The following is a 24,131-nucleotide window of genomic DNA, read 5'->3' as shown; positions in this document are numbered from 1 at the left end:
TGGCTGCGGTGGCGTGCGTCAAGCCGCTGCTGCGTCAGACATCCATGGGGCCGCTGATGCGGCCCTGTGTTTTTCAAGCGTCATCCGCAAACCGCAAGCACCGTCCGTTCCGTGGTGAGGAGATCTGCAATGAGTCGTCGTGTTGTCGTTACCGGCATGGGCATGGTGTCGCCGCTGGGCAATGATCTGGCCACCAGCTGGGATGGAATCATCCACGGGCGCTCAGGCATCGGCCCGATCGCGCAGATCGATGCCTCGCAGTTCACCACCAAGATCGCCGGCGAAATCAAGAGTTTCGATCCCACGCTTTTTGTGTCCGCCAAGGACGTCAAGAAGATGGATTCGTTCATCCATTACGGCGTCGGTGCCTCGTTCATGGCGCTGGACGATTCCGGCCTGGAAATCGATGAAAGCAATGCCGAACGCGTCGGTGCCATTCTCGGCTCCGGCATCGGCGGGTTGCTCGGCATCGAAGAGCAGACCATCAAATTCCACGAGGGCGGCGCCCGCAAGATTTCGCCGTTCTATGTGCCCAGCACCATCATCAACATGCTGCCGGGCCAGGTCAGCCTGATCAGGGGCCTGAAAGGCCCGACCTTCTCGGCGGTCTCGGCCTGCGCCACCTCCAACCATTCGATCGGCACCGCGATGCGCATGATCCAGCACGGCGATGCCGATGTGATGCTGGCCGGCGGCGCCGAGCGCGGCTCCTCGCCGAGTTCGGTGGGCGGCTTCTGCGCGATGAAGGCCATGTCCACCCGCAACGACGATCCGACCGGCGCCTCGCGTCCGTGGGACAAGCAGCGCGACGGCTTCGTGCTGGGCGACGGTGCCGGCGTGCTGGTGCTGGAAGAGTACGAACACGCCAAGGCGCGTGGTGCACGCATCTACGCAGAACTGGTTGGCTTCGGCGCCAGCTCCGATGCGTTCCACATGACCGCGCCCAGCGAAGACGGCGAAGGCGCGGCGCGCAGCATGGTCGCGGCGATGCGCGATGCCAAGCTCAATCCCGAGCAGATCGGCTACCTCAACGCGCACGGCACCTCCACGCCGCTGGGCGATCTGGCCGAAACCCTGGCGATGAAGCGCGCGCTGGGCGAGCACGCCTACAAGACCATGGTCAGCTCGACCAAGTCGATGACCGGCCACCTGCTCGGCGCGGCCGGCGGCGTGGAAGCGATCTTCTCGGTGATGGCGCTGCATACCGGCATCATTCCGCCCACCATCAATCTGGAAGAGCCCGGCGAAGGCTGCGACCTGGATTACGTGCCGAACGTGGCGCGTGAGGTGCAGGTGGATGCGGTGATGTCCAACGGCTTCGGCTTCGGCGGCACCAACGGCACGCTGGTGTTCAAGCGCGTCTGACGTCCCGGCGGTGGCGTACCGCGGAGGATGCTTCGCGGTACACGCGCATGCGGATACCGGCCGTCGCGCAGGGCGCGTGTACGTGGCTGAGCGTCGCTCCGCGAGCTGATCCCTCTCTTCATGCCTGCCCTGCCTCTCTCGCAGGGCGGCGCCTCTCAGCACCCCACGCCCAACCCGGCCGATGACGCTCACCAGACCCCTGCACGCCGACATCGACCTGCTGGCGCTGCATCGGCTGGCGCCGCAGCGTTATCCGGCACTACTCGAATCCACCGCCTCCGGCACCGCGCACGGTCGCTGGGACGTCTTGCTGCTGGCAGACGGCGCAAGCCTGCGGCTGGATGCCGACGGGCGCACGCGCGACGGCGATGGACGCGTGCTGGACGGCGGCTTTCTGCAGGCACTGGATGCGGCCTGGCAGGCCGAGCGCCTGCCGCACGCTGCGACCAGCCCCTGGCCATTTCGCGGCGGCTGGGCGGTATTGCTGGATTACGAACTGGCCGCGCAGGTCGAACCGATTCTGCAGTTGCCCACGCGCAGCGATGGCCTGCCGAGCGCACTGGCCTTGCGCGCGCCTGCGGCGGTGCTGCGCGACCGGGTGCAAGGCCACTGCATCGCGCTGGCCGAGCCGGGCCGCGCCGATCTGCTGACCCGCATCGTCGAGGACATCGCCGCCTGCGCCGCGCTGCCGCCGTTGCCCGGCTGGATCGGGCCGCTGGTTGTCGACGAGGATGCGCCGGAGCGTTTCACCGATGCAGTGGAGCGCGTACTCGCGTATCTGCGCGCCGGCGACGTGTTCCAGGCCAATATCTCGCGCGCCTGGCATGCAACGTTCGCCGCGGCGGTCGATCCGGCGGCGTTGCATGCGCGCCTGCGCGCAGCCAATCCCGCCCCGTTTGCCGGCCTGTTCGTCGCGGCAGGACGCGCGGTGGTGAGTTCCTCGCCGGAGCGGCTGGTGTCGGTGCACGGCGATCTGGTGCAGACGCGCCCGATCGCCGGTACCCGCGCGCGCTTTGTTGGCGACGACGATGCCGCACGCATCCGCGAGCTGGTCGGCCATCCGAAGGAGCGCGCCGAGCACGTCATGCTGATCGACCTGGAGCGCAACGACCTGGGGCGCATCTGCGCGCCCGGCACGGTGGAGGTGGACGAGCTGATGGGCGTGGAAAGCTACGCGCACGTGCACCACATCGTCAGCAATGTATGCGGCCGTCTGCGCGCCGACGTCACTCCGGGCGAGGCGATCGCCGCGGTGTTTCCCGGCGGCACCATCACCGGTTGCCCGAAGGTGCGCTGCATGCAGATCATCGCCGAGCTCGAATGCACCGCGCGGGCCGCCTATACCGGCGCATTCGGCTGGCTCAATCGCGACGGCGACATGGATCTGAATATCCTGATCCGCACTGCCGAGGTGGCCGGGGAGCAGGTGCATTTCCGCACCGGCGCCGGGATCGTGGTGGATTCGGACCCGCAGCGCGAACTGGACGAGACCCGCGCCAAGGCGCGCGGCGTGCTGCGCGCCTTGGACCAGGCATGAGCGCTTCAACGGGACATCACCGGCGCGCGGTATCCTGCGCGGCGCTGGGGTAATGACGAGGTGCGTGTGGCGGTGACTGGCAAACGTGGATGTCTGGCCGTGCTGGGCACGGCCCTGTTGCTCGTGGCGCTGCTGGCGATTGCGGGGCTGGTGGCGTGGCGGCATTACCTGCACTTTGCCGAGACACCGGCGAGCGCGAGCGCGCCCAGCGTGGTGATCGCGCCCGGCGATTCACTCAAGGCCACATTGCGCAAGTTGCGCGCCGCCGGCGTGGCGCAGGGCACCGATCTGGAATGGCAGTTGCTCGCGCGCCAGGTCGATGCGGCCGGCAAACTCAAGGTGGGCGAATACGCGCTGGCGCCGGCGCTGTCACCGCGCGAGCTGCTCGAACGTATGCGCCAGGGCCGGGTGATCCAGTACCGCTTCACCATCGTGGAAGGCTGGAACTTCCGCCAGCTGCGCGCCGCGATCGCCACCGCCACGCCGCTGCAGCAATCCACCGCTGCGCTGGACGATGCGGCGTTGATGGCGCGGCTGGGGTTCGCCAACCAGCACCCGGAAGGGCGCTTCCTGCCGGAAACCTATCTCTACCAGCGCGGCGACAGCGATCTGGACGTGCTCAAGCGTGCCCACCTGGCCATGGACAAGGCGCTGGCGCAGGCCTGGGAGCAGCGTGCGCCGGATCTGCCGCTCGGCTCGCCGGAACAGGCCTTGATCCTGGCCTCGATCATCGAAAAGGAAACCGCGCTGGGCGCCGAGCGTCCGTTGATTGCCGGCGTGTTCCTGCGCCGCCTGCAACTGGGTATGAAGCTGCAGACCGACCCTACCGTGATCTACGGCATCGGCAGCAGTTACGACGGCAATATCCGCCGCCGCGACCTGACCACCGATACGCCGTACAACACCTACACGCGCACCGGCCTGACCCCAACGCCGATCGCCATGCCCGGCCGTGAGGCCTTGCTGGCGGCGGTGCGTCCGGCGCCGGGGAACGCCCTGTACTTCGTGGCGGTCGGCGATGGCACCGGCGCGCATGCGTTCTCGGCCACCCTGGCCGAACACAATGCCGCGGTGGCGCGTTACCTGCAGCGCCGTCGCCTGCCGCAACCGGAGCCCACTCCATGACCACTGCGTTTTCACCCTGGCAGCAGCGCGCCTACGAGCAGACGCTGGCGGCACTGGACGCTGGCCGGCTCGGGCACGGCCTGCTGATCTGCGGGCCGGATGGCCTGGGCAAGCGTGCGGTGGCGCTGGCGCTGGCCGAGCATGTGCTGGCCAGTTCGCCGGACCCGGCGCTGGCGCAGCGCAGCCGGCAGCTGATCGCCGCCGGAACCCACCCGGACCTGCAGCTGATCTCGTTCATTCCCAACCGCACCGGCGACAAGCTGCGCACCGAGATCGTGATCGAGCAGGTACGCGAGATTTCGCAAAAACTCTCGCTGACCCCGCAATACGGCATCGCCCAGATTGTGATCGTCGACCCGGCCGATGCGATCAATCGCGCCGCCTGCAACGCCTTGCTCAAGACGCTGGAAGAACCCTCGCCGGGGCGCTACCTGTGGTTGATCAGCGCGCAGCCTGCGCGCCTGCCGGCGACCATCCGCAGCCGCTGCCAGCGTCTGGAATTCAAGCTGCCGCCAGCACACGAGGCGCTGGCCTGGCTGCTGTCGCAAGGTGTCGACGAGCGGGCTGCACAGGAGGCGCTGGATGCCGCACGCGGTCATCCGGGGCTTGCGGCGCAGTGGCTGCGCGAGGATGGCCTGGCGCTGCGCCGCGCGGTGGCACAGGACCTGGAGCAGATCGTCGCCGGGCGCGCCAGCGCAGTGGAGATTGCGCAGCGCTGGACCAACGACGGCCAGGCCGACCAACGTCTGCGCCACGCGGCAGACCTTGCGCTGGCGCAGGCCTCGGCCGGCTTGACCGATCCATCGCGGTTGCACAAGCTGGCGACCTGGTTCGACGCCGCCAACCGCACCCGCGACCTGCTGCGCACCACCGTCCGCGCCGATCTGGCGGTGACGGAATTGTTGCTGGCCTGGCGCGAGGGAGAGCGTCAGGCACGTTCTAGGGGAACTCGATGAGTGCAATGAATGCACGCCAGGGCATCTTGTCGCTGGCGTTGAAGGACAAGCCGGCGCTCTACAGCGCCTACATGCCGTTCGTGAAAGGCGGCGGCATCTTCGTACCCACGCCCAAGCGCTACATGCTCGGCGACGAAGTCTTCCTGCTGCTGACCCTGCCCGACTCCAGCGAACGCCTGCCGGTGGCCGGCAAGGTGGTCTGGACCACCCCGGCCGGTGCGCAGGGCAACCGCGCCGCCGGCATCGGCGTGCAGTTGCCGGACGGCCCGGAAGGCGAGGGCGTGCGCAACAAGATCGAGACGCTGCTGGCGGGTCTGACGACCTCGGACAAGCCGACGCATACGATGTGAGGCGATGTGGTGCGGGTGCGGAAGCAAGCGTGATCGCAGTCGTGTTGGACGCGGGTCATCGAAGCTGCGTACCCGGCGTTCGAACGGCGCCGAATCGATCGCCGCGTCATCGCTGCCAGCTGGCGGGAATGCCGCGCCCGGTCACCGGAACGCGGCGTTTTCGACCGCATCATCGCCGCAGTGGATGAACCTGTTGACGATCGCCGCGGCTGCCCTATAATGTGCGGCTCGCGTCATCGGGCGGTTAGCTCAGCGGTAGAGCATTGCCTTCACACGGCAAGGGTCACAAGTTCGAACCTTGTACCGCCCACCATCGAAACTCAACAGCAGCAAGGGTTTCAGCGCGAGAAGAAGAGCCGGCCATGAGCCGGCTTTTTTGTGCTCTGCAGCTGTCCTGCAGAGCCCCGGCATCTGGACCGGCTGAGGCAGTCCCATGGACCTGGCCGATGCCTTCGAATCGCTGTTGTCGTCTGGTGCCACACCTGGTGAGTGTGGCTGGCAGTCGTTGGTCTGACGCTACCGGTAGTGATAGCGCAGCTGGGCGATCAGCAATATGCCGTTCTCGGCCTTGTAGACGATCCGGTGTTCGTCGTTGATGCGTCGTGACCAATAGCCCGCCAGTGCATGACGCAATGGCTCGGGCTTGCCGATGCCCTGGAATGGATCGCGCTGAATCACTTTGATCAAGTCGTTGATGCGTTTGAGCAGCTTCGTGTCGGTCTGTTGCCAATAGAGGTAGTCCTCCCAGGCGTGGTCCGAAAACTGCAGAATCACTCAGCCAGTTCCCGTACCTTGCCGCGACCGTCCTCAAGCTGGGCGATGGATTCCAGCAGACGTTGTGCGCTCTTTGGGCTGCGCAGCAGGTAGGCGGTTTCTTGCATGGCCTTGTAGTCCTCCAGTGACACCATGACGACGGCCCGCTCACCGCTGCGCGTGATGATCACTGGCTCGTGGTCGTTGACGACGCGGTCCATGGTGTCTGCTAGCGAAGCACGCGCGGCGCTATAGGTGATGGTGTCCATGCGGTGATCCAGGTATGTACAGGAAATTGTACGTTTATATCCGGCTGGGTCAACTGCGCGACCTGTTGGACCAAGGCCTTGTTCAAGTCGCTGACAGCCGCGTTCATCCGGTTGTGCCTGCTTGTTGCAGGCTGGGGAACGAATCGCCATCCTGCGATCCCCCGCGTTGAAGAAGGAGTGGCGATGAAGGCGCTGCTTGGAAGTGCTCTGGTTGCAACGATGTTCCTGGCGGGCTGTGCCCGTGACGTGGGCGAGCAGTACGTGGGCAAGTGGGTCAACATGAAGTCGGAGAAGAACGTGCTCAGCATCGAGCACAACGGCGAGAGCTTCATCATTCGCGACACCACGCCGGCGCTGTTCGGCGGTGGCGTCAGGACCAGGAATCATCCGGCGATCTTGAACAAGGGTGTGCTGCAGGTATCCAACGCCGGTGGCACCGTCAACTACGCGATCGACCAGGCCAGCGGGCACCTGAGCACGGGCGATACCGAGTACACGCGGGTCAAATGAGCGCTGCACGCTCGCTCACTGGGCGAGTGCTGGGTAGCGTGCTGCATGTGCGGCGGGATCACGCCACCAACGTCGCAGCGACCCTGTGGTGTGGATCGCATCGCATGACTGGTCGCCGCCGACCGTGAGTCTTGCGTGCCGAAGACTTGCGACCAAAGGCTGCGCTCGCGGCCTACGCAGGCGCGGCCAAAGCCCGCACGCCCATCTCAGGCAGGCGATGCCGACGCGTGCGTCTGCATCCAGCGCCACAACGTCGTGCGCGAGACGCCCAGCGCCTGTGCGGCGAGGGCGCGATTGCCGTTTGCGCGATCGAGCGCTGCGCGGACCGCTGCGGCAGTGAGTTGCATGCGCGAGGTTGCAAGATCGCCGTGTGCGGGGGCCGTGACGCTGCCATCAATGCGAATGTCGAACAGCTCGGGTGCCCAGCGTTCCAATCGATCCAGGTCCAGGCTGTCGTGCGGTTGGGCCTTCCAGTGGATGCACAGGCGTTCGACCAGGTTGCGTAGTTCGCGCACGTTGCCCGGCCAGGTGTGCTGTTGCAGCCGCTGCAGCGCTGCTGGAGACACTGGCGACGACAGCGCGCCGAGTTGCTGGAAGTAATGCGTCAGCAACAGGGCGATCTCGTGGGGGCGATGACGCAGCGGCGGCAGGGCGATGCGTAACGCCGCCAGGCGATAGAAAAGGTCGCGGCGGAAGCGCCCCTGTTCGACCAGGGCCTGCAAGGGCTGCAGGCTGGCGGCGACGACGCGTACGTCGACGGCGACCGGCAACGTAGCGCCGACACGCAGCACTTCGCGCTCTTCCAGCACGCGCAACAGGCGTGTCTGCAGCGGCATCGGCAGTTCGCCGATCTCGTCGAGAAACAGCGTGCCGTCCTGCGCGGCTTCGATCAGGCCGACATGGCCGCCGCGGCGTGCGCCGGTAAAGGCGCCGTCGCTGTAGCCGAACAATTCCGCCTCCAGCAGCGATTCGCTGATGGCGCCGCAGTTGATGGCGACGAAGCGGCCGCGCCGGCGGCTGCCGGCATGCAACTGGCGTGCGACCAGTTCCTTGCCGGTGCCGGTCTCGCCGCTGATCAACACGGTGCCCGGATGCGGGGCGTACAGCTGCACCAGCTCGCGCACCTGCGTGATTGCCGCGTCTTGGCCAAGCAATGCGTCGGTGTGCCGCACCCGGCGCGTGCCGGTGCGGCTGCCGCCGCGCTCGTTGCCGGGCGCGGTACCCAGCGCGATGGCGTGTTCGAGCGCCAGGCGGACCGAATCTGCCGAATACAGCAGCACGCCGGGCAAACCGGCCTGTTCGGCGAAATCGATCGCCATGCCGGTGCCGACGATGACCTGGATGCCGCTGGCGCGCAGATCGGCAATGCAGTCGCGCGCGTCTTCGGCGGTGACGAAGCGGCGGTGCTCGATGTCGAGGTCGAAGCTGTCCTGGAAGGCGCGGAACGAGGGCACGTCGGTGGCATGGGTGACCACGCCGATGCGCGGTGCGATGCGGCGTGCGCGCGCCAGCGCTTCCATCAGATCGAACCCGGTGGCCTGGATCGGCGCCAGTGGCAGTGCGAGCCGGCTGCGCAGATAGGCGGCATTGGAGCCGCCGGCGACCAGCACGTCGCAGCGCTCGCGGCGCAGGCGCTGGCCGATGACCTCCACCGCCTCGGCAAAACCGAGGTTGACCTGCTCGATGCGCGCGCGCTGGTCGAACTCGGGAATGACGTCGGCCAGCAGGCCGGTCAGGCGAGAGACGCTGACGGTCCAGATGACCGGTGGAGCGGTCTCCATCGGCTCGGTCAACCTGGGGCTGCGCATCGTTGGTGTCGCGTTGCAAGGATGTTGCATATTGTTCGTTGCGTTGCAGATTTGCAACATCTGACCCGTTTTGGCCGAATCGAATCAATGACTTGGCGTTGGCATGCCATTTGCGCCCTGTCCCGCATCCCAACCCTGGAATCGCCATGACGTCCTCACCCACCGCTTCCGCCGGCACGCGCTTCCGCGCTGCGCTGGCTGCCGAATCGCCGCTGCAGGTGATCGGCGCGATCAATGCCAACCATGCGCTGCTGGCGCAGCGTGCCGGCTACCAGGCCATCTACCTGTCTGGCGGCGGTGTGGCGGCCGGTTCGCTGGGGTTGCCGGACCTGGGCATCAATACGCTGGAAGACGTGCTGATCGACGTGCGCCGCATCACCGATGTCTGCGAGTTGCCGCTGCTGGTGGATGTGGACACCGGCTTTGGGCCGAGCGCGTTCAATATCGAGCGCACCATCAAGTCGCTGATCAAGGCGGGTGCAGCCGGCTGCCATATCGAGGACCAGGTCGGCGCCAAGCGTTGCGGGCATCGGCCGGGCAAGGAGATCGTCAGCCAGGCCGAGATGGTCGACCGGGTCAAGGCGGCAGCCGATGCCAAGGCCGATGCGGCGTTCTTCCTGATTGCGCGCACCGATGCGATCCAGATGGAAGGCGTGGATGCGGCGATCGAGCGCGCGATCGCCTGCGTGGAAGCCGGTGCCGACGGCATCTTTGCCGAAGCCGCGTACGACCTGGACACCTACAAGCGGTTTGTCGATGCAGTGGGCGTGCCGGTGCTGGCCAATATCACCGAATTCGGCAAGACACCGCTGTTCACGCGCGACCAGCTTGCGCAGGCCGGCGTGGCGATCCAGCTGTTCCCGCTGTCGGCATTCCGCGCGGCCAACAAGGCCGCCGAGGCTGTCTATACCGCGATTCGGCGCGATGGTCATCAGCAGGCCGTGCTGGACACCATGCAGACGCGCGAAGAGCTGTACGAGCGCATCGGCTACCACGGCTACGAGCAGCGCCTGGACGCGTTGTTTGCGCGCAAAGGCGCATGATCGCGCCTTGCTGCGTGCAGGTTTGGCCACTTCATCCGTGACACCGCAACACGACACCGTTTGGGAGCGCATCGCATGAACGACACCGTCAATCCCGGCTTCAAGCCGAAGAAATCCGTCGCACTGTCCGGCACTGCTGCAGGCAACACCGCGCTGTGCACGGTGGGCCGCAGCGGCAACGATCTGCATTACCGCGGCTACGACATCCTGGATCTGGCCACCACCAGCGAGTTCGAGGAAATCGCCTATCTGCTGGTGCACGGCAAGCTGCCCAACAACGGCGAACTGCGCGGTTACAAGGCCAAGCTGCGTTCGCTGCGCGGCGTGCCGGCGGCAGTGAAAACCGCACTGGAGCAGCTGCCGCCGTCGGCGCATCCGATGGATGTGATGCGCACCGGGGTGTCGGTGCTGGGCTGCCTGCAGCCGGAGAAGGACGATCACAATCATCCCGGCGCGCGCGATATCGCCGACAAGCTGATGGCCTCGCTGGGATCGATGCTGCTGTACTGGTACCACTACAGCCACAACGGCAAGCGCATCGAGGTGGAAACCGACGACGATTCGATCGGCGGGCACTTCCTGCATCTGCTGCACGGGTTTGCGCCGAAGGACTCGTGGGTGCGCGCGATGCACACCAGCCTGATCCTGTACGCCGAGCACGAGTTCAATGCCTCCACGTTTGCGAGCCGGGTGATCGCCGGCACCGGCAGCGACATGTACAGCGCCATCGCCGGCGGCATTGGTGCGCTGCGTGGGCCCAAGCATGGCGGTGCCAACGAGGTGGCCTTCGAGGTGCAGAAGCGCTACGACACTCCGGACGAGGCCGAGGCCGACATCAAGGCGCGTGTGGAACGCAAGGAAGTGGTGATCGGCTTCGGGCACCCGGTCTACACCGTGTCCGATCCGCGCAACAAGGTGATCAAGGAGGTGGCGCGCGAACTCTCCGACGAGCAGGGCAGCCGCAAGATGTACGACATCGCCGAGCGCCTGGAGACGGTGATGTGGGACATCAAGAAGATGTTCCCGAACCTGGATTGGTTCAGTGCGGTCAGCTACCACATGATGGGCGTGCCGACGGCGATCTTCACGCCGCTGTTCGTGCTGGCGCGTACCGCCGGGTGGAGCGCGCACATCATCGAGCAGCGCATGGACGGCAAGATCATTCGTCCCTCGGCCAATTACACCGGCCCGGAAGATCAGGTCTTCGTGCCGCTGGATCAACGCTCCTGAGGACGCGCCAGCGGTTGGATTGATCCACCGTGATCGCCTTCGTTCAACCAAGGCGATCAGGCGATGGCAACCGCAACGAGAGATGGCAATCCCCCGCACGCCTGAAATCCTGAATCCGATTCCCGATTCCCGATTCCCGAATCCCGAATCCCGAATCCCGAATCCCGATTCCCGATTCCCGATTCCCGAATCCCGAATCCCGAATCCCGAATCCCAAAATACCCCCGCCCGCTTCGATATCGCCAGCCATGAACAGCCAGTACCGCAAGCCCTTGCCGGGCACCTCGTTGGATTACTTCGATGCACGCGCCGCCGTGGATGCGCTGCAAACCGGCGCCTATGCAACGCTGCCGTACACCGCGCGAGTGCATGCCGAAAACCTGGTGCGGCGCGCCGAACCGCAGATGCTGGAGGCCTACCTGCGCCAGCTGATCGAGCGCAAGCGCGACCTGGATTTCCCGTGGTTTCCGGCGCGTGTGGTCTGTCACGACATCCTGGGGCAGACCGCGCTGGTCGACCTGGCCGGGCTGCGCGATGCGATCGCCGAGCAGGGTGGCGACCCGGCGCAGGTCAACCCGGTGGTGCCGGTGCAGTTGATCGTCGATCACTCGCTGGCGGTGGAACACGCCGGCTTCGACAAGCAGGCCTTCGCCAAGAATCGCAGCGTGGAAGATCGCCGCAACGCCGACCGCTTCCACTTCATCGAATGGACCAAGCGCGCATTCGAAAACATGCAAGTGATTCCGCCGGGCAACGGGATCATGCATCAGATCAATCTGGAGAAGATGTCGCCGGTGATCTGCACGCTCGATGGCGTGGCGTTCCCGGATACCTGCGTAGGCACCGACAGCCACACCCCGCATGTGGATGCGCTGGGTGTGATCGCAGTGGGCGTGGGCGGGCTGGAAGCGGAAAACGTGATGCTGGGGCGCGCCTCGTGGATGCGCCTGCCCGACATCATCGGTGTGGAACTGCTGGGCCGGCCGGCGCCCGGCATTACCGCCACCGACATCGTGCTGGCCCTGACCGAGTTCCTGCGGCAGCAACGTGTGGTCGGTGCCTATCTGGAGTTCTACGGGGCCGGCGCCAGCGCGCTGACCATCGGCGATCGCGCGACCATCTCCAACATGACGCCGGAATTCGGCGCCACTGCGGCAATGTTCTATATCGATCAGCAGACGCTGGATTACCTGCGCCTGACCGGGCGCGAGGACGCACAGATCGCCTTGGTGGAGACCTACGCGCGCCACACCGGCCTGTGGGCGGAGGATTTGGTCACAGCGCAGTACGAGCGTGTGCTGCAGTTCGACCTGTCTAGCATGGTGCGCAATATGGCCGGGCCGTCCAATCCGCACAAGCGCGTGGCCACCAGCGAGCTGGCCGAGCGCGGCATTGCCGGCGCCTGGGATGCCGTGCCGGGCCAGATGCCCGATGGTGCGGTGATCATCGCGGCAATCACCTCGTGCACCAATACCTCCAACCCGCGCAATGTCATTGCCGCGGGCTTGCTGGCACGCAATGCGAATGCACGCGGATTGACGCGCAAACCCTGGGTGAAAAGTTCGCTGGCGCCGGGCTCCAAGGCGGTGCAGTTGTACCTGGAAGAGGCCGGGTTGCTGGGCGAGCTGGAACAGCTGGGTTTCGGCATCGTCGCATTTGCCTGCACCACCTGTAACGGGATGAGCGGCGCGCTGGATCCTGCGATCCAGCAGGAGATCATCGACCACGATCTGTATGCCACCGCGGTGTTGTCGGGCAACCGCAATTTCGACGGGCGCATCCACCCGTATGCGAAGCAGGCGTTTCTGGCATCGCCGCCGTTGGTGATCGCCTATGCCATCGCCGGCACGGTGCGCTTCGATATCGAAAAGGATGTGCTGGGCATCGATGCCGATGGCGTGGCGGTGACGCTCAAGGATCTGTGGCCCAGCGATGCGGAGATCGATGCGGTGGTGGCGCGCAGCGTCAAGCCGGAGCATTTCCGTAGCGTCTACGACCCGATGTTCAAGCGCAGCGCGGGGCAGGGCATCCAGGTGAGCCCGTTGTACGACTGGCGGCCGGCCAGCACCTACATCCGCCGCCCGCCGTACTGGGAAGGCGCGCTCGCCGGTGCACGCAGCTTGCAGGGCCTGCGCCCGCTGGCGGTGCTGGGCGACAACATCACCACCGACCATCTGTCGCCGTCGAATGCGATCCTGCCCGGCAGTGCGGCAGGCGAATACCTGGCGCAGATGGGCGTGCCGGAGGAAGACTTCAATTCCTACGCCACCCATCGCGGCGATCACCTCACCGCGCAGCGCGCCACTTTCGCCAACCCCAAGCTGGTCAACGAAATGGCGGTGGTCGATGGACAGGTCACCGCCGGTTCGCTGGCGCGGCTGGAACCGGAAGGGCAGGTGCTGCGCATGTGGGAAGCGATCGAAACCTACATGATGCGCAAGCAGCCGCTGATCATCATTGCCGGTGCCGATTACGGCCAGGGTTCCTCGCGCGACTGGGCCGCCAAGGGCGTGCGTCTGGCCGGGGTGGAGGTGATCGTGGCCGAAGGCTTCGAGCGGATTCACCGCACCAACCTGATCGGCATGGGCGTGCTGCCGCTGGAGTTCAAGCCGGGCACCGACCGCAAGACGCTGGGCATCGACGGCAGCGAGACCTTCGATGTGGTCGGCGAGCGCACGCCGGGTGCCACGCTGACGCTGTCGATCCATCGGCGCAACGGCGAGCAGCTGCAGGTGCCGGTCACCTGCCGCCTGGATACCGCCGAAGAAGTGTCCATCTACGCGGCGGGCGGCGTGCTGCAACGGTTTGCGCAGGATTTTCTTGAGAGCCGGGAATCGGGAGTCGGGAATCGAGATTTGTTGAAAACGACATCAGCACCGCAAGCGCACTAGCGTCCATGGCCCTTGCCGTGGGTCTGCCACCCAATCCCCATTCTCCAATCCCCAATCCCGGCCCTCCCATGACCCATCTCCCCCAACTCCGCATTCCCGCCACCTACATGCGTGGTGGCACCAGCAAGGGCGTGTTCTTTCGCCTGCAGGATCTGCCCGCTGCCGCGCAGCAGCCCGGGCCTGCGCGCGATGCGTTGTTGCTGCGGGTGGTCGGCAGCCCCGATCCCTACGGCAAGCAGATCGATGGCATGGGCGGGGCGACCTCCAGCACCAGCAAGAGCGTGATCGTCTCGGCCAGTACGCGTGCCGGGCACGATGTGGACTATCTGTTCGGGCAGGTGTCCATCGACAGCGCATTGGTGGACTGGAGCGGCAACTGCGGCAACCTGTCGGCGGCGGTGGGGCCGTTTGCGATCGCCAATGGCCTGGTCGATGCCGCGCGGGTGCCGCGCGACGGCGTGGCGACGGTACGGATCTGGCAGGCCAATATCGGCAAGACCATCGTGGCGCATGTACCGATGACCGATGGCCAGGTGCAGGAAACCGGCGACTTCGAACTGGACGGGGTGACCTTTCCTGCCGCCGAAGTGCAGCTGGAATTTCTCGACCCGGCCGACGATGCCGAAGGCGAGGGCGGGGCGATGTTCCCCACCGGCCAGCTGATCGATCAGCTGGAGATTCCCGGCCTGGGCACGATCGCCGCGACGCTGATCAATGCCGGCATCCCGACCATCTTCGTCAACGCGCGCGACCTGGGCTATACCGGTACCGAACTGCAGGAAGCGATCAATGGCGACCCGCATGCATTGACCATGCTCGAGACCCTGCGCGCGCATGGCGCAGTGCGGATGGGCTTGATTGCGAAGGTGGAAGACGCAGCGACGCGGCAGCACACGCCGAAGGTGGCGTTCGTGGCGCCGCCGGCCGATTACACCGCCTCCAGCGGCAAGCCGGTGCATGCCGCCGAGCTCGATCTGCTGGTGCGCGCGATGTCGATGGGCAAGTTGCATCACGCCATGATGGGCACCGCCGCAGTGGCGATCGGCACCGCGGCCGCGGTGCCCGGCACCCTGGTCAATCTGGCCGCGGGCGGCGCGGCGCGTGCTGCGGTGCGCTTCGGGCATCCCTCCGGAACCCTGCGCGTCGGCGCCGAGGCGCAACTGGTGGACGGCCAGTGGCAGGTGACCAAGGCGCTGATGAGCCGCAGTGCGCGGGTGCTGATGGAAGGCTGGGTGCGGGTGCCGGTCGACGCCACCGAGGGCGGCTGATCGCCCGCTGAGACCGGGCAGGCCCCAACGCACAAATTGCACGGGCGTGTTGCATTAATTCGAACGCATTTTCGAATTCGAAAAACTTTTTCGCACGCGCTCTGCCAAATTTGTGTAAATCGTGTTAATTCTGTTGCAACGCGGCATGCAGATCAGGCCGCTCCGCCAACCGAATTCGGAGTCTTCCCATGTCCGCCAGCCGGTCGCTCAAGATCAGCGCGCTCGCCGTTGCCGTTGCTTCCCTTCTCCCGCTCCATGCCGCTGCCCAGCAGGCGCCCGGCGACGACGGTGTCGTGCGCCTGGACGCGGTCAAGGTCACGGTCGAGCGCCGCTCGGAAGATTCCAAGGACGTGCCGGTCTCGGCATCGGTGCTGCGTCCGGAATTCCTGGATGCCATCTCCACCAGCGGCTCGGATATCCGCGTGCTTGCGGGCAAGGCGCCCAGCCTCAACATCGAATCGTCCAACGGCCGTGTGTTCCCGCGCGTGTACATCCGCGGCTACGGCAATACCGACTTCAACACCTATGCCTCGCAGCCGGTGTCGCTGATCTATGACGACGTGGTGCAGGAAAACGCATTCCTGAAGGGCTTCCCGATCTTCGATCTGGAAGGCCTGGAAGTGCTGCGCGGCCCGCAGGGCACGCTGTTCGGCCGCAACACGCCGGCCGGCGTGGTCAAGTTCAATTCGGTCAAGCCGACCATCGGCGCCAATGACGGCTACGCCAGCCTGTCCTACGGCACCTACGGCACCATGACGCTGGAAAGCGGCCTGAGCATCGCCATGGGCGAGCATTGGGCGGCGCGTCTGTCCACGTTGGGCCAGCGCCGCGACGACTGGGTGGAAAACCGCGACGGCCGCGATCTGGAAGGCTATACCGATTCGGCCGTGCGCCTGCAGCTGCTGTACCAGGCCAGCGACGATTTCAGCGCGCTGTTCAACGCGCATGCGCGTCACCTGGACGGCACCGCGCGGCTGTTCCGCGCCAACATCATCCAGCCCGGCACCAACCAGCTGGTGGATGGCTTCGACGAAGAGAAATCCTTCATCGACGGCGCCAACACCCAGGAACTGCAGACCTACGGCGGCAGCGCCAACCTGAGCTGGGACCTGGGCGACATCGCGTTGCACTCGATCACCGCTTACGAAGGCATCGGCAAGTACTACAGCCGCGGCGATATCGATGGCGGCTTCGGCGCGGTGTTCGCACCGCCGTCCGGCCCGGGCGTGATTCCGTTCCCGGTGGAAACCGCCGGCGGCATCAAGAGCCTGGACCAGTACAGCCAGGAACTGCGTGCCGAATCGCAATACGACGGCCCGCTCAACTGGCAGGCCGGCCTGTACTACTTCCACGACGATGTGGAAGGCGAAAACTACACCTACAACACCTTCAGCGGCGGCGACCTGGCCAGCTACCAGCTGACCCGCCAGCGCAACACCTCGTGGGCGGCATTCGGCTCGTTGAATTATGCGGCGACCGATCGCCTGAACCTGCGCGCCGGCATCCGCTACACCTACGACAAGAAGACCTTCGACGTGCTGGCGCTGGACCGCGTCACGCTGGTCGAGCCGTCCAGCGGCGAGACCGACAACTCCAAGGTCACCGGCGATCTGGCGGCCACCTTCGCCATCAACGACGACGTCAACGTGTACGCCCGTGCCGCACGCGGTTTCCGCGGCGCCAGCTTCGGCGTGCCCTCGGGCACCGCGCCGCTGACCGTGGCCGAGCCGGAGACGGTGGATTCGTTCGAGATCGGCATCAAGTCCGACCTGTTCGACAACCGCGCGCGTCTGAGCTTCGACATCTACGATTTCCGCGTCAAGAACCAGCAGCTCACCGCGGTGGGCGGCGTCTCCAACGACGTGCGCCTGCTCAACGCCGACAAGACCAAGGCGCGCGGCGCCGAGTTCGACTTCGAAGCGCTGCTCACCCAGAACCTGCGCCTCACCGCCGGCGGCGCCTACAACTGGACCCGCATCGACGACCCGGCCCTGTCGGTGGGCGTGTGCCGCACCTGCACCGTGACCGACCCGCTCAATGCGGCCGGCAACGCCATCATCGACGGCAACGACCTGCCGCAGGCTGCCAAGTGGATGGCCAACGCCACCCTGCGTTACGGCATCCCGATGGGCAACGACGGCGAGCTGTTCTTCTACACCGACTGGTCCTACCGCAGCGAAGTGAACTTCTTCCTGTACGACTCCAAGGAGTTCACCGGCCAGCCGCTGGTCGAAGGCGGCGCCAAGATCGGCTACAACTGGGGCGCGGGCGCGTATGAGTTGTCGGTGTTCTGCCGCAACTGCACCAACCAGATCCGCGTGACCGGTGCGATCGACTTCAACAACCTCACCGGCTTCATCAACGACCCGCGCATCGTCGGTGCGCAGTTCCGCGCCAACTTCTGATCGGCGTCGTGGTGTAGCACTAGCGAACCGCCGGCCAACATGCCGGCGGTTTTTTTATGGTCGCAGGAGTGGATGCATGCAGCGGAGATGGCGAAACATGTGGTGGATGCTGGGGTTGTGGTGTGCGTCGACAGTGGCATGGGCGCAGACGCCTGCCGCCACCGCCGCGCAGCCGGCGCCAATGCCCACGTCGACGTCCTCCGAGTTGCTGGTGGTCTCCACCGATATCGGCGACGACATCGACGATGCGTTTGCGCTCGGGCTGCTGCTGCGTAGCCCGCAGCTGCATGTGCTGGGCATCGCATCGGCCTGGGGCGATACCAGCGTGCGTGCGCAGTTGCTGCAGCGCCTGTTGCAGCAGGCCGGGCGCAGCGAGATTCCGTTGGCGGTGGGCGCACGCACCACCAGCGCGATCCCCTTCAGCCAGGCGCGCTGGGCCGCCAGGGGACAGTTGCCCGGCCAGCTGCCGGATGCGGCGGCGATGATCCTGCAGCAGGCGCGCCTGCATCCTGGCAAGGTGACCTTGCTGGTGTTGGGGCCGATGACCGACGCCGCAGTGGCGCAGCAGCGCGACCCGGCCGGCTTTGCCAGGCTCAAGCGCATCGTGGCGATGGGCGGGTCGGTACGCGTCGGCTACGGCAAGTCGGCCTATCGGCCGGCCAGTGCGCCGGCGCCGGAGTACAACATCCTCTCCGATGTACCGGCGGCGCAGCGGGTGTTCGCGGCCGGCGTGCCGATCGTATTGCTGCCGCTGGACGCCACCCAGATCACGCTGGAAGAACCCGAGCGCATCGCCTTGTTTGCACATGGCGATGGGCTCACCGATGCGCTCACCCAGCTGTATTACCAGTGGCGCAATACCGATCAGCCCTGGGCCAGCGCCACCCCGACCCTGTTCGACGCAGTGCCGGTGGCCTGGCTGCTGCGCCCCGACCTGTGCCCGACCACGCCGCTGCATCTGGACGTCGATGCGCAGGGCTACACCCGCGAAGGCACTGGGGCGCCGAACGTGCAGGCCTGCCTGCGTGCGTACAAGCCGGCGTTGATCGACCTGTACATGCAGCAACTGCTGCGCTGAGCGAGCTTGCCGAAGGCCTTTTCTGGGCATCCCTCTCCCGCTTGCGGGAGACGGTGGCGCGCAGCGCGGGATGACGGTGGGTGAGTTTGAAACGCCCCCATCCGCCCTTCGGGCACCTTCCCCCGCAGGCGGGGGAAGGCAGCATTGGCAAGCGGGAAGACAGCGTTGGCAAGCGGGACGGCCAGCGTTGGCAGGCGGGAAGACAGCGTTGGCAGCGTGGAGGTGGCGCAGCATCGCCTTTGCCTTCCCCCGCAGGCGGGGGAAGGCGGCATTGGCAAGCGGAGCAGGGCAGCATTGGCAGGCGGGAAGACAGCGTTGGCAGCGTGGAGGTGGCGCAGCATCGCCCTTGCCTTCCCCCGCAGGCGGAGGGGAGGGCGGCATTGGCAGGCGGAGCAGGGCAGCATTGGCAGGCGGGAAGACAGCGTTGGCAGCGTGGAGGTGGCGCAGCATCGCCCTTGCCTTCTCCCGCAGGCGGGAGAAGGTGGCGCGCAGCGCCGGATGAGGGCGGGGCTGCCGTGCGCGGCCTCCGCAGGATGCGCGCCGCTATACTGGCCGCCTTAGTCGTGGGATAGCGCGAATGGACAGGCAGCAATCAGGGACGAACTGGCTTGGCACGCGGCGCATGCTGCTGTGGGCGGTCTTGCTGGGCGTGGCGATCGGCGCGGTGGCGTGCAAGCGCAACGAAAGCGGCCAGCTGCCTGCCGCCACTGGCGAGGCGATCAAGGCCGACAAGCAGGCCATCACCGGCTTTGCGCTGGCGCGCGCCTATCCCGACCAGACCAGCGATGGACTATCGCTGGCGCTGGAATTCTCGCGGCCGTTGGTGGGCACGCAGGACTTCGATGCGCTGGTGCGTTTCGAGGAAAAGGTCGGCACCGGCGACAGCAGCTGGACGCTGTCCGACGACGGCAAGACGCTGCGCTACCCGTACGTGGAAGCGGCCAAGGACTACACCGTGCTGGTCGACGCCAACCTGCTGGCCGCCGATGGCAGCCGCCTGGGCAAGCCGCTCAAGCAGAAGGTCTACACCGGCGCGCTCAAGCCGGTGGCCGGGTTCGCTTCGCAAGGCAGCGTGCTGCCGGCACGCGAGAGCCGCGGCCTGCCGGTGGTGTCGGTCAACGTGCCGGAAGTGGACGTGGAGTTCCTGCGCGTACGCGAGAAGTCGCTGCCGGCATTTTTCCAGCAGTTCCAGCGCGGCGGTCGTCGCGGCAGCTGGGAGCTGGAGAGCGACTACAGCGACAAGCAGCCGTTGTCCAAGCTGGCCGACCCGGTCTATGTCAATCGTTTCATTCTCGGCGGCAAGCAGAACGAGCGCGTGCTGACCTACCTGCCCACGCAGGACATCAAGGAGCTGCAGGAGCCGGGCCTGTACTTTGCGGTGATGAAGCGTGCCGGCAGTTTCGACAATGGCTTCGATACCGCGTTCTTCACCGTCAGCGACATCGGCCTGCACACGCGCGCCTACAAGGACAAGCTGTTCGTGCACACCGCCTCGTTGCAGAGCGGCGAGCCGATCAAGAACGTGGAAGTGCGCATCCTCGATGCCAAGGGCGAGCTATTCCTCAAGGGCGCCACCGACGGCAACGGCAATGCGCTGCTCAACTACACGCTCGATGCCGGCCACGTGCTGGTGGCGCGCAGCAAGACCGATATCTCGGTGCTGCCGTTCAACCAGCCGGCGCTGGACCTGAGCGAATTCGCAGTGGCCGGGCGCGAGAGCGCCTGGTTCGACGTGTTCGCCTGGGCCGGTCGCGACCTGTATCGCCCCGGCGAGACCATGCGCGTGTCGGCGATCCTGCGCGACAACGACGGCAAGCCGACCGCCGGGCCGACGAAAGGCGGGCAGCCGGTGTTCCTGCGCCTCAAGCAGCCGGACGGCAAGACCTTCCGCGAGACCAGGCTGCAGCCGGGCGAGCAGGGCTATTTCGAGTTCAGCCAGCAGATTCCGGCCGATGCGCCGACCGGCCGCTGGCAGGTGGAATTCCGCACCGATCCGGCCAGCAAGGACGCCGTGCAGGGCATGACCGTGCGCGTGGAAGAGTTCCTGCCCGAGCGCATGAAGCTGGATCTGGACAGCACCCAAAAGACCCTGAGCGCCGGCCAGCCGTTCACGCTGGTCGCCAATGCCGCGTACCTGTATGGCGCGCCGGCCGAGGGCAACCGTTTCACCGCCAAGCTTGCGGTCAGCGTCGAGCAGCATCCGCTCGAGTCCTTGCCGGGCTGGTTCTTCGGCGACCCCACGCTGGAGCTGCCGCGCGACGCCAAGGACGTGATCGATACCGAGTTCGGCAGCGATGGCGTAGTGCGCGAAGACATCGCGCTGCCTGCCGAAGCCAAGCCGGTCAGCACGATCGCGGCGGTGGTCTCGGGCAGCGTGTACGAGACCGGCGGGCGCACCGTCACCCGCAGCGTCAAGCGCGTGCTGTGGCCGGCCAAGGCACTGGTCGGCGTGCGCCCCCTGTTCGACGACAAGGACGGCACCGACGCCAACGGCACCGCGCGCTTCGAAATCACCCGCGTGGATGCCGATGGCAAGCCACAACCGGGCAAGGGCCTGAAGGCCACGCTGGTGCGCGAGCTGCGCGACTACCACTGGAACTACACCGACGACCATTGGGATTACGACTTCACCCGCCGCTTCGAGAACAAGGACACGCGCACGCTCGACATCGCCGGCGGCAACGCCAAGCTCGAGGTCCCGGTGGAGTGGGGCGAGTACCGCCTGGATGTGTTCGACCCGTCCACCGGGCTGACCACGCGCTACCCGTTCCGTGCCGGCTGGAGCTGGAACGACGAAAATCGCGGTCTGGACGCGCGCCCGGACAAGGTCAAGCTGGCCTTGGACAAGACCGCCTATCGCGCCGGCGACACGCTCACCGTCACGCTGACCCCGCCGCATGCCGGCAAGGGCGTGCTGCTGGTGGAAAGCGACAAGCTGCTGTACGTGCAGGACATCGACGTCAAGCCAGGCAGCAGCTTCGAAATTCCGGTGACCGACGCGTGGGAACGCCACGATGTCTACGTCACCGCGCTGGTGTTCCGCGGCGGCAGTGCGCCGAGCAAGATCACCCCGGCGCGTGCGGTGGGCGTGGCGTATGTGCCGATGGATCGCAAGGCGCGACGCGTGGCGGTGGGCCTGGCTGCGCCCAAACAGATGCGCCCCGAGCAGGCGTTGCCGGTGACGGTGAGCGTGCCCGAGCTGGCCGGCAAGGCGGCGCACGTGACCATTTCGGCGGTGGACGTGGGCATCCTCAACATCACCCGCTTCCCGGTGCCCGATGCCAACGCGCAGTTCTTCGCGCAGCGTCGTCTGGGCACCGATGCCTACGACATCTATGGCCGGGTGATCGAAAGTTTTGAAGGCGCCAGCGGCAAGCTCAAGTTCGGCGGCGACATGGCGCTGGAAGCCTTGCCGCAGGCCAAGCGCCCGACCGCGCGCGTGCAGACCGTTGACCTGTTCTCCGGCGCGGTGAAGCTCGATGCCAAGGGCAATGCGCGCGTGCAACTGCCGGTGCCGGATTTCAACGGCACCTTGCGGGTGTCGGCGTTGGTGTATTCGGATACGCGGTTCGGCAACCACGCGGTGGAAACCGTGGTGCGTGCGCCGATCCTGGCCGAGGCCAGCATGCCGCGTGTGATGGCACCGGGCGACCGCAGCACGGTGACGCTGGATGTGCAGAACTTCACCGGCAAGCCAGGCGAGTTCAATGTGCGCGTGGACGGGATCGGCCCGCTGGCCATCGCCGAGGCGGCGCGTAGCGTCAAGCTTGGCGTGGACGCCAAGCAGACGCTGAGCTTCCCGCTGAGCGCCACCGAAGGCTATAGCGTGGCCAAGGTGCGCGTGCGTGTGGACGGCAACGGCTTCAAGGCCGACCGCAGCTACGAGCTGCCGGTGCGTGCCGGCTGGCCGCAGGTGTTGCGTGCGCAGACGCGCGTGCTCGATCCGCTGGCGCCGATCACCCTGGACAGCGGCGTTGCCGATGGCCTGATGGCCGGCTCGGTGACCGCGCGCATGGTGGTCAGCGCACTGCCGCCGATTCCCTTCGCAAGCGCCCTGCAAGGCGCCCTGGAGTACCCGTACGGCTGCGCCGAGCAGACCACCAGCAAGGGCTACGCCGCGCTCTTGCTCGACGATGCCACCGCCAGGGCACTGGGCACCAAGGGGCTGGAGGCGGTCAAGCGCCGCGAGCGCATGGAAGGCGCATTCGGTCGCCTGGCCTCGATGCAGATCGCCAGCGGGCATTTTTCGATGTGGGGCGACGATGGCTACATCAATCCGGGCCTGACCCCGTACATCGCCGAATTCCTGCTCGACGCCAAGGACGCCGGTTTTGCGGTGCCCGACAACGTGCTGCAGAAGGCGCTCAATCGGCTCAGCGAGGACCTGCTGTCCGGTGGCAACGAGTTCTACGGGCAGGACCGCCGCGATAGCCTGAAGTTCGCCAACCAGGCCTGGTCCGGCTATGTGCTGGCACGCGTCAACCGCGCCCCGCTGGGCACGCTGCGCGCGCTGTACGACAACCAGCGCGACAAGGCGCTGACCGGCTTGTCGCTGGTGCATCTGGGCGCCGCGTTGTCGCTGCAGGGCGACACCAAGCGTGGGCAGGCGGCGATCAAGGCGGGTTTTGCCAAGGACAGCAGCGAGCGTCCGCCGTACTTCGCCGATTACGGCAGCGCGATCCGCGACGATGCCTTGATGATGGCGCTGCTGCACGAGCGTGGCTTGTCCAGGCCCGAGTACGACACCCGCGCAGTGGCACTGGGCCGCGCGCTGGATGCACGCCGCGCCACCGGCTGGCTGTGGCTGAGTACGCAGGAGCAGGTGGCGCTGGCGCGCCTGGGCAAGGCCTTGATGGTCGGGCAGGGCAAGCAGGTGTCCGGCACCCTGACCGTTGGCGGCCAGACGCAGGAGATTGCGCCGGCACGCCTGTTCGGGCGCAGTTTCGACAGCGCCGCCCTGGCGCGCGGCGTGCAGTTCGCACCGCAGGGCGAGGCACCGATGTACGCCAGCCTGGAAGTGGCCGGCATCCCGCGCAGCGCACCGGAGCCGGACACGCGCACCCTCAGCGTGGAGCGCAGCTGGTACACCACCGACGGCAAACCGTGGACGCCGCGTGCCTTGAAGGAAGGCGAAGCGCTGATCGTGCGCGTCACCATCACCGCCAACAGCAACATGCCGGACGCGCTGCTGACCGACCTGTTGCCGGCCGGCCTGGAGATCGAGAACTTCAATCTCGGCGATGCCAAGCAATGGGCCGACGTGGTGGTGGACGGCATCGGCATCAGCGAGCGTTCCAGCGCCGCCGACCTCAAGCACGAAGAGTTCCGCGACGACCGCTACGTGGCCGCGCTGGCGCTGTCCTCGGGCAGCAAGGCGCAGCTGTATTACCTGGTGCGCGCAGTCACCCCGGGCACGTACACGGTGCCACCATCGTTGGTGGAAGACATGTACCGCCCGGAACTGCGCGGCGTGGGGCGCAGCACGCCAGCGACGATGACGGTGGTGCAGCCGTAGGGCAGTAGGAGCGCGCTCGCGCGCGATG

16 protein-coding genes and 1 tRNA gene are annotated in these 24,131 nt (G+C 66.4%); 14 read left to right on the top strand and 3 right to left on the bottom strand.

The window, feature by feature from the left end:
- The first annotated feature begins 129 nt into the window (after positions 1 to 129).
- From fabF to XarbCFBP7408_RS08330, 6 genes are all read left to right on the top strand, one after another.
- Complete coding sequence (gene fabF / locus XarbCFBP7408_RS08355) at positions 130 to 1,365, top strand: beta-ketoacyl-ACP synthase II (RefSeq protein WP_104562561.1); 1,236 nt, start codon at positions 130 to 132, stop codon at positions 1,363 to 1,365.
- Between the two features lie 181 nt (positions 1,366 to 1,546).
- Positions 1,547 to 2,902: an aminodeoxychorismate synthase component I gene (locus XarbCFBP7408_RS08350; RefSeq protein WP_104562560.1), complete on the top strand. Its 1,356-nt coding sequence runs from the start codon at positions 1,547 to 1,549 to the stop codon at positions 2,900 to 2,902.
- Positions 2,903 to 2,962: 60 nt separating this feature from the next.
- Positions 2,963 to 4,027: an endolytic transglycosylase MltG gene (mltG, locus tag XarbCFBP7408_RS08345; protein ID WP_104562559.1), complete on the top strand. Its 1,065-nt coding sequence runs from the start codon at positions 2,963 to 2,965 to the stop codon at positions 4,025 to 4,027.
- Positions 4,024 to 4,983, top strand: a complete 960-nt coding sequence (locus XarbCFBP7408_RS08340) for a DNA polymerase III subunit delta' (RefSeq protein ID WP_104562558.1) — start codon at positions 4,024 to 4,026, stop codon at positions 4,981 to 4,983. The genes mltG and XarbCFBP7408_RS08340 overlap by 4 nt, the downstream gene beginning before the upstream one ends.
- The gene (locus XarbCFBP7408_RS08335) at positions 4,980 to 5,333 is read left to right on the top strand and encodes a PilZ domain-containing protein (protein WP_104562557.1); all 354 of its coding nucleotides are present in this window, start codon (positions 4,980 to 4,982) and stop codon (positions 5,331 to 5,333) included. Before XarbCFBP7408_RS08340 ends, XarbCFBP7408_RS08335 begins: the two co-directional genes overlap by 4 nt.
- Positions 5,334 to 5,571: 238 nt before the next feature.
- Positions 5,572 to 5,646 (top strand) — tRNA-Val (locus tag XarbCFBP7408_RS08330).
- A gap of 203 nt (positions 5,647 to 5,849) precedes the next feature.
- On the opposite strand, the gene XarbCFBP7408_RS08325 is transcribed toward XarbCFBP7408_RS08330, so the two are convergent.
- Positions 5,850 to 6,107, bottom strand: a complete 258-nt coding sequence (locus XarbCFBP7408_RS08325) for a Txe/YoeB family addiction module toxin (RefSeq protein ID WP_104562556.1) — start codon at positions 6,105 to 6,107, stop codon at positions 5,850 to 5,852.
- A complete protein-coding gene (locus XarbCFBP7408_RS08320; RefSeq protein WP_104562555.1) occupies positions 6,104 to 6,355 on the bottom strand; it encodes a type II toxin-antitoxin system Phd/YefM family antitoxin in 252 nt (83 codons plus the stop codon). Before XarbCFBP7408_RS08320 ends, XarbCFBP7408_RS08325 begins: the two co-directional genes overlap by 4 nt.
- Positions 6,356 to 6,538: 183 nt before the next feature.
- Here XarbCFBP7408_RS08320 and XarbCFBP7408_RS08315 point away from each other — a divergent pair, with 183 nt between their 5' ends.
- Positions 6,539 to 6,865: a hypothetical protein gene (locus XarbCFBP7408_RS08315; protein ID WP_104562554.1), complete on the top strand. Its 327-nt coding sequence runs from the start codon at positions 6,539 to 6,541 to the stop codon at positions 6,863 to 6,865.
- 206 nt (positions 6,866 to 7,071) lie between these two features.
- On the opposite strand, the gene prpR is transcribed toward XarbCFBP7408_RS08315, so the two are convergent.
- Complete coding sequence (gene prpR, locus XarbCFBP7408_RS08310) at positions 7,072 to 8,673, bottom strand: propionate catabolism operon regulatory protein PrpR (RefSeq protein ID WP_104562553.1); 1,602 nt, start codon at positions 8,671 to 8,673, stop codon at positions 7,072 to 7,074.
- Positions 8,674 to 8,819: 146 nt separating this feature from the next.
- Here prpR and prpB point away from each other — a divergent pair, with 146 nt between their 5' ends.
- The 7 genes from prpB to XarbCFBP7408_RS08275 all read left to right on the top strand — a co-directional run bounded on the left by prpB (position 8,820) and on the right by XarbCFBP7408_RS08275 (position 24,103).
- Entirely contained in the window at positions 8,820 to 9,716 is an 897-nt protein-coding gene (gene prpB, locus XarbCFBP7408_RS08305) for a methylisocitrate lyase (RefSeq protein WP_104562552.1), read from the top strand.
- Between the two features lie 75 nt (positions 9,717 to 9,791).
- The gene (gene prpC / locus XarbCFBP7408_RS08300) at positions 9,792 to 10,946 is read left to right on the top strand and encodes a bifunctional 2-methylcitrate synthase/citrate synthase (RefSeq protein ID WP_104562551.1); all 1,155 of its coding nucleotides are present in this window, start codon (positions 9,792 to 9,794) and stop codon (positions 10,944 to 10,946) included.
- A gap of 248 nt (positions 10,947 to 11,194) precedes the next feature.
- On the top strand, positions 11,195 to 13,837 hold the full coding sequence (gene acnD / locus XarbCFBP7408_RS08295; RefSeq protein WP_104562550.1) for a Fe/S-dependent 2-methylisocitrate dehydratase AcnD: 2,643 nt from the start codon (positions 11,195 to 11,197) through the stop codon (positions 13,835 to 13,837).
- 68 nt (positions 13,838 to 13,905) lie between these two features.
- On the top strand, positions 13,906 to 15,105 hold the full coding sequence (prpF, locus tag XarbCFBP7408_RS08290; RefSeq protein ID WP_104562549.1) for a 2-methylaconitate cis-trans isomerase PrpF: 1,200 nt from the start codon (positions 13,906 to 13,908) through the stop codon (positions 15,103 to 15,105).
- 188 nt (positions 15,106 to 15,293) lie between these two features.
- Positions 15,294 to 17,510, top strand: a complete 2,217-nt coding sequence (locus XarbCFBP7408_RS08285; protein WP_104562548.1) for a TonB-dependent receptor — start codon at positions 15,294 to 15,296, stop codon at positions 17,508 to 17,510.
- A 106-nt stretch (positions 17,511 to 17,616) separates the two neighbouring features.
- Positions 17,617 to 18,588, top strand: a complete 972-nt coding sequence (locus XarbCFBP7408_RS08280) for a nucleoside hydrolase (protein ID WP_104562597.1) — start codon at positions 17,617 to 17,619, stop codon at positions 18,586 to 18,588.
- Positions 18,589 to 19,165: 577 nt separating this feature from the next.
- On the top strand, positions 19,166 to 24,103 hold the full coding sequence (locus XarbCFBP7408_RS08275) for an alpha-2-macroglobulin family protein (protein ID WP_104562547.1): 4,938 nt from the start codon (positions 19,166 to 19,168) through the stop codon (positions 24,101 to 24,103).
- Positions 24,104 to 24,131 lie beyond the last annotated feature (28 nt).

Source organism: Xanthomonas arboricola pv. guizotiae (assembly GCF_002940205.1).
In the GTDB taxonomy this organism is placed as follows: Bacteria; Pseudomonadota; Gammaproteobacteria; order Xanthomonadales; family Xanthomonadaceae; genus Xanthomonas; species Xanthomonas arboricola_C.
This window is presented reverse-complemented; position numbering and strand designations above follow the sequence as displayed.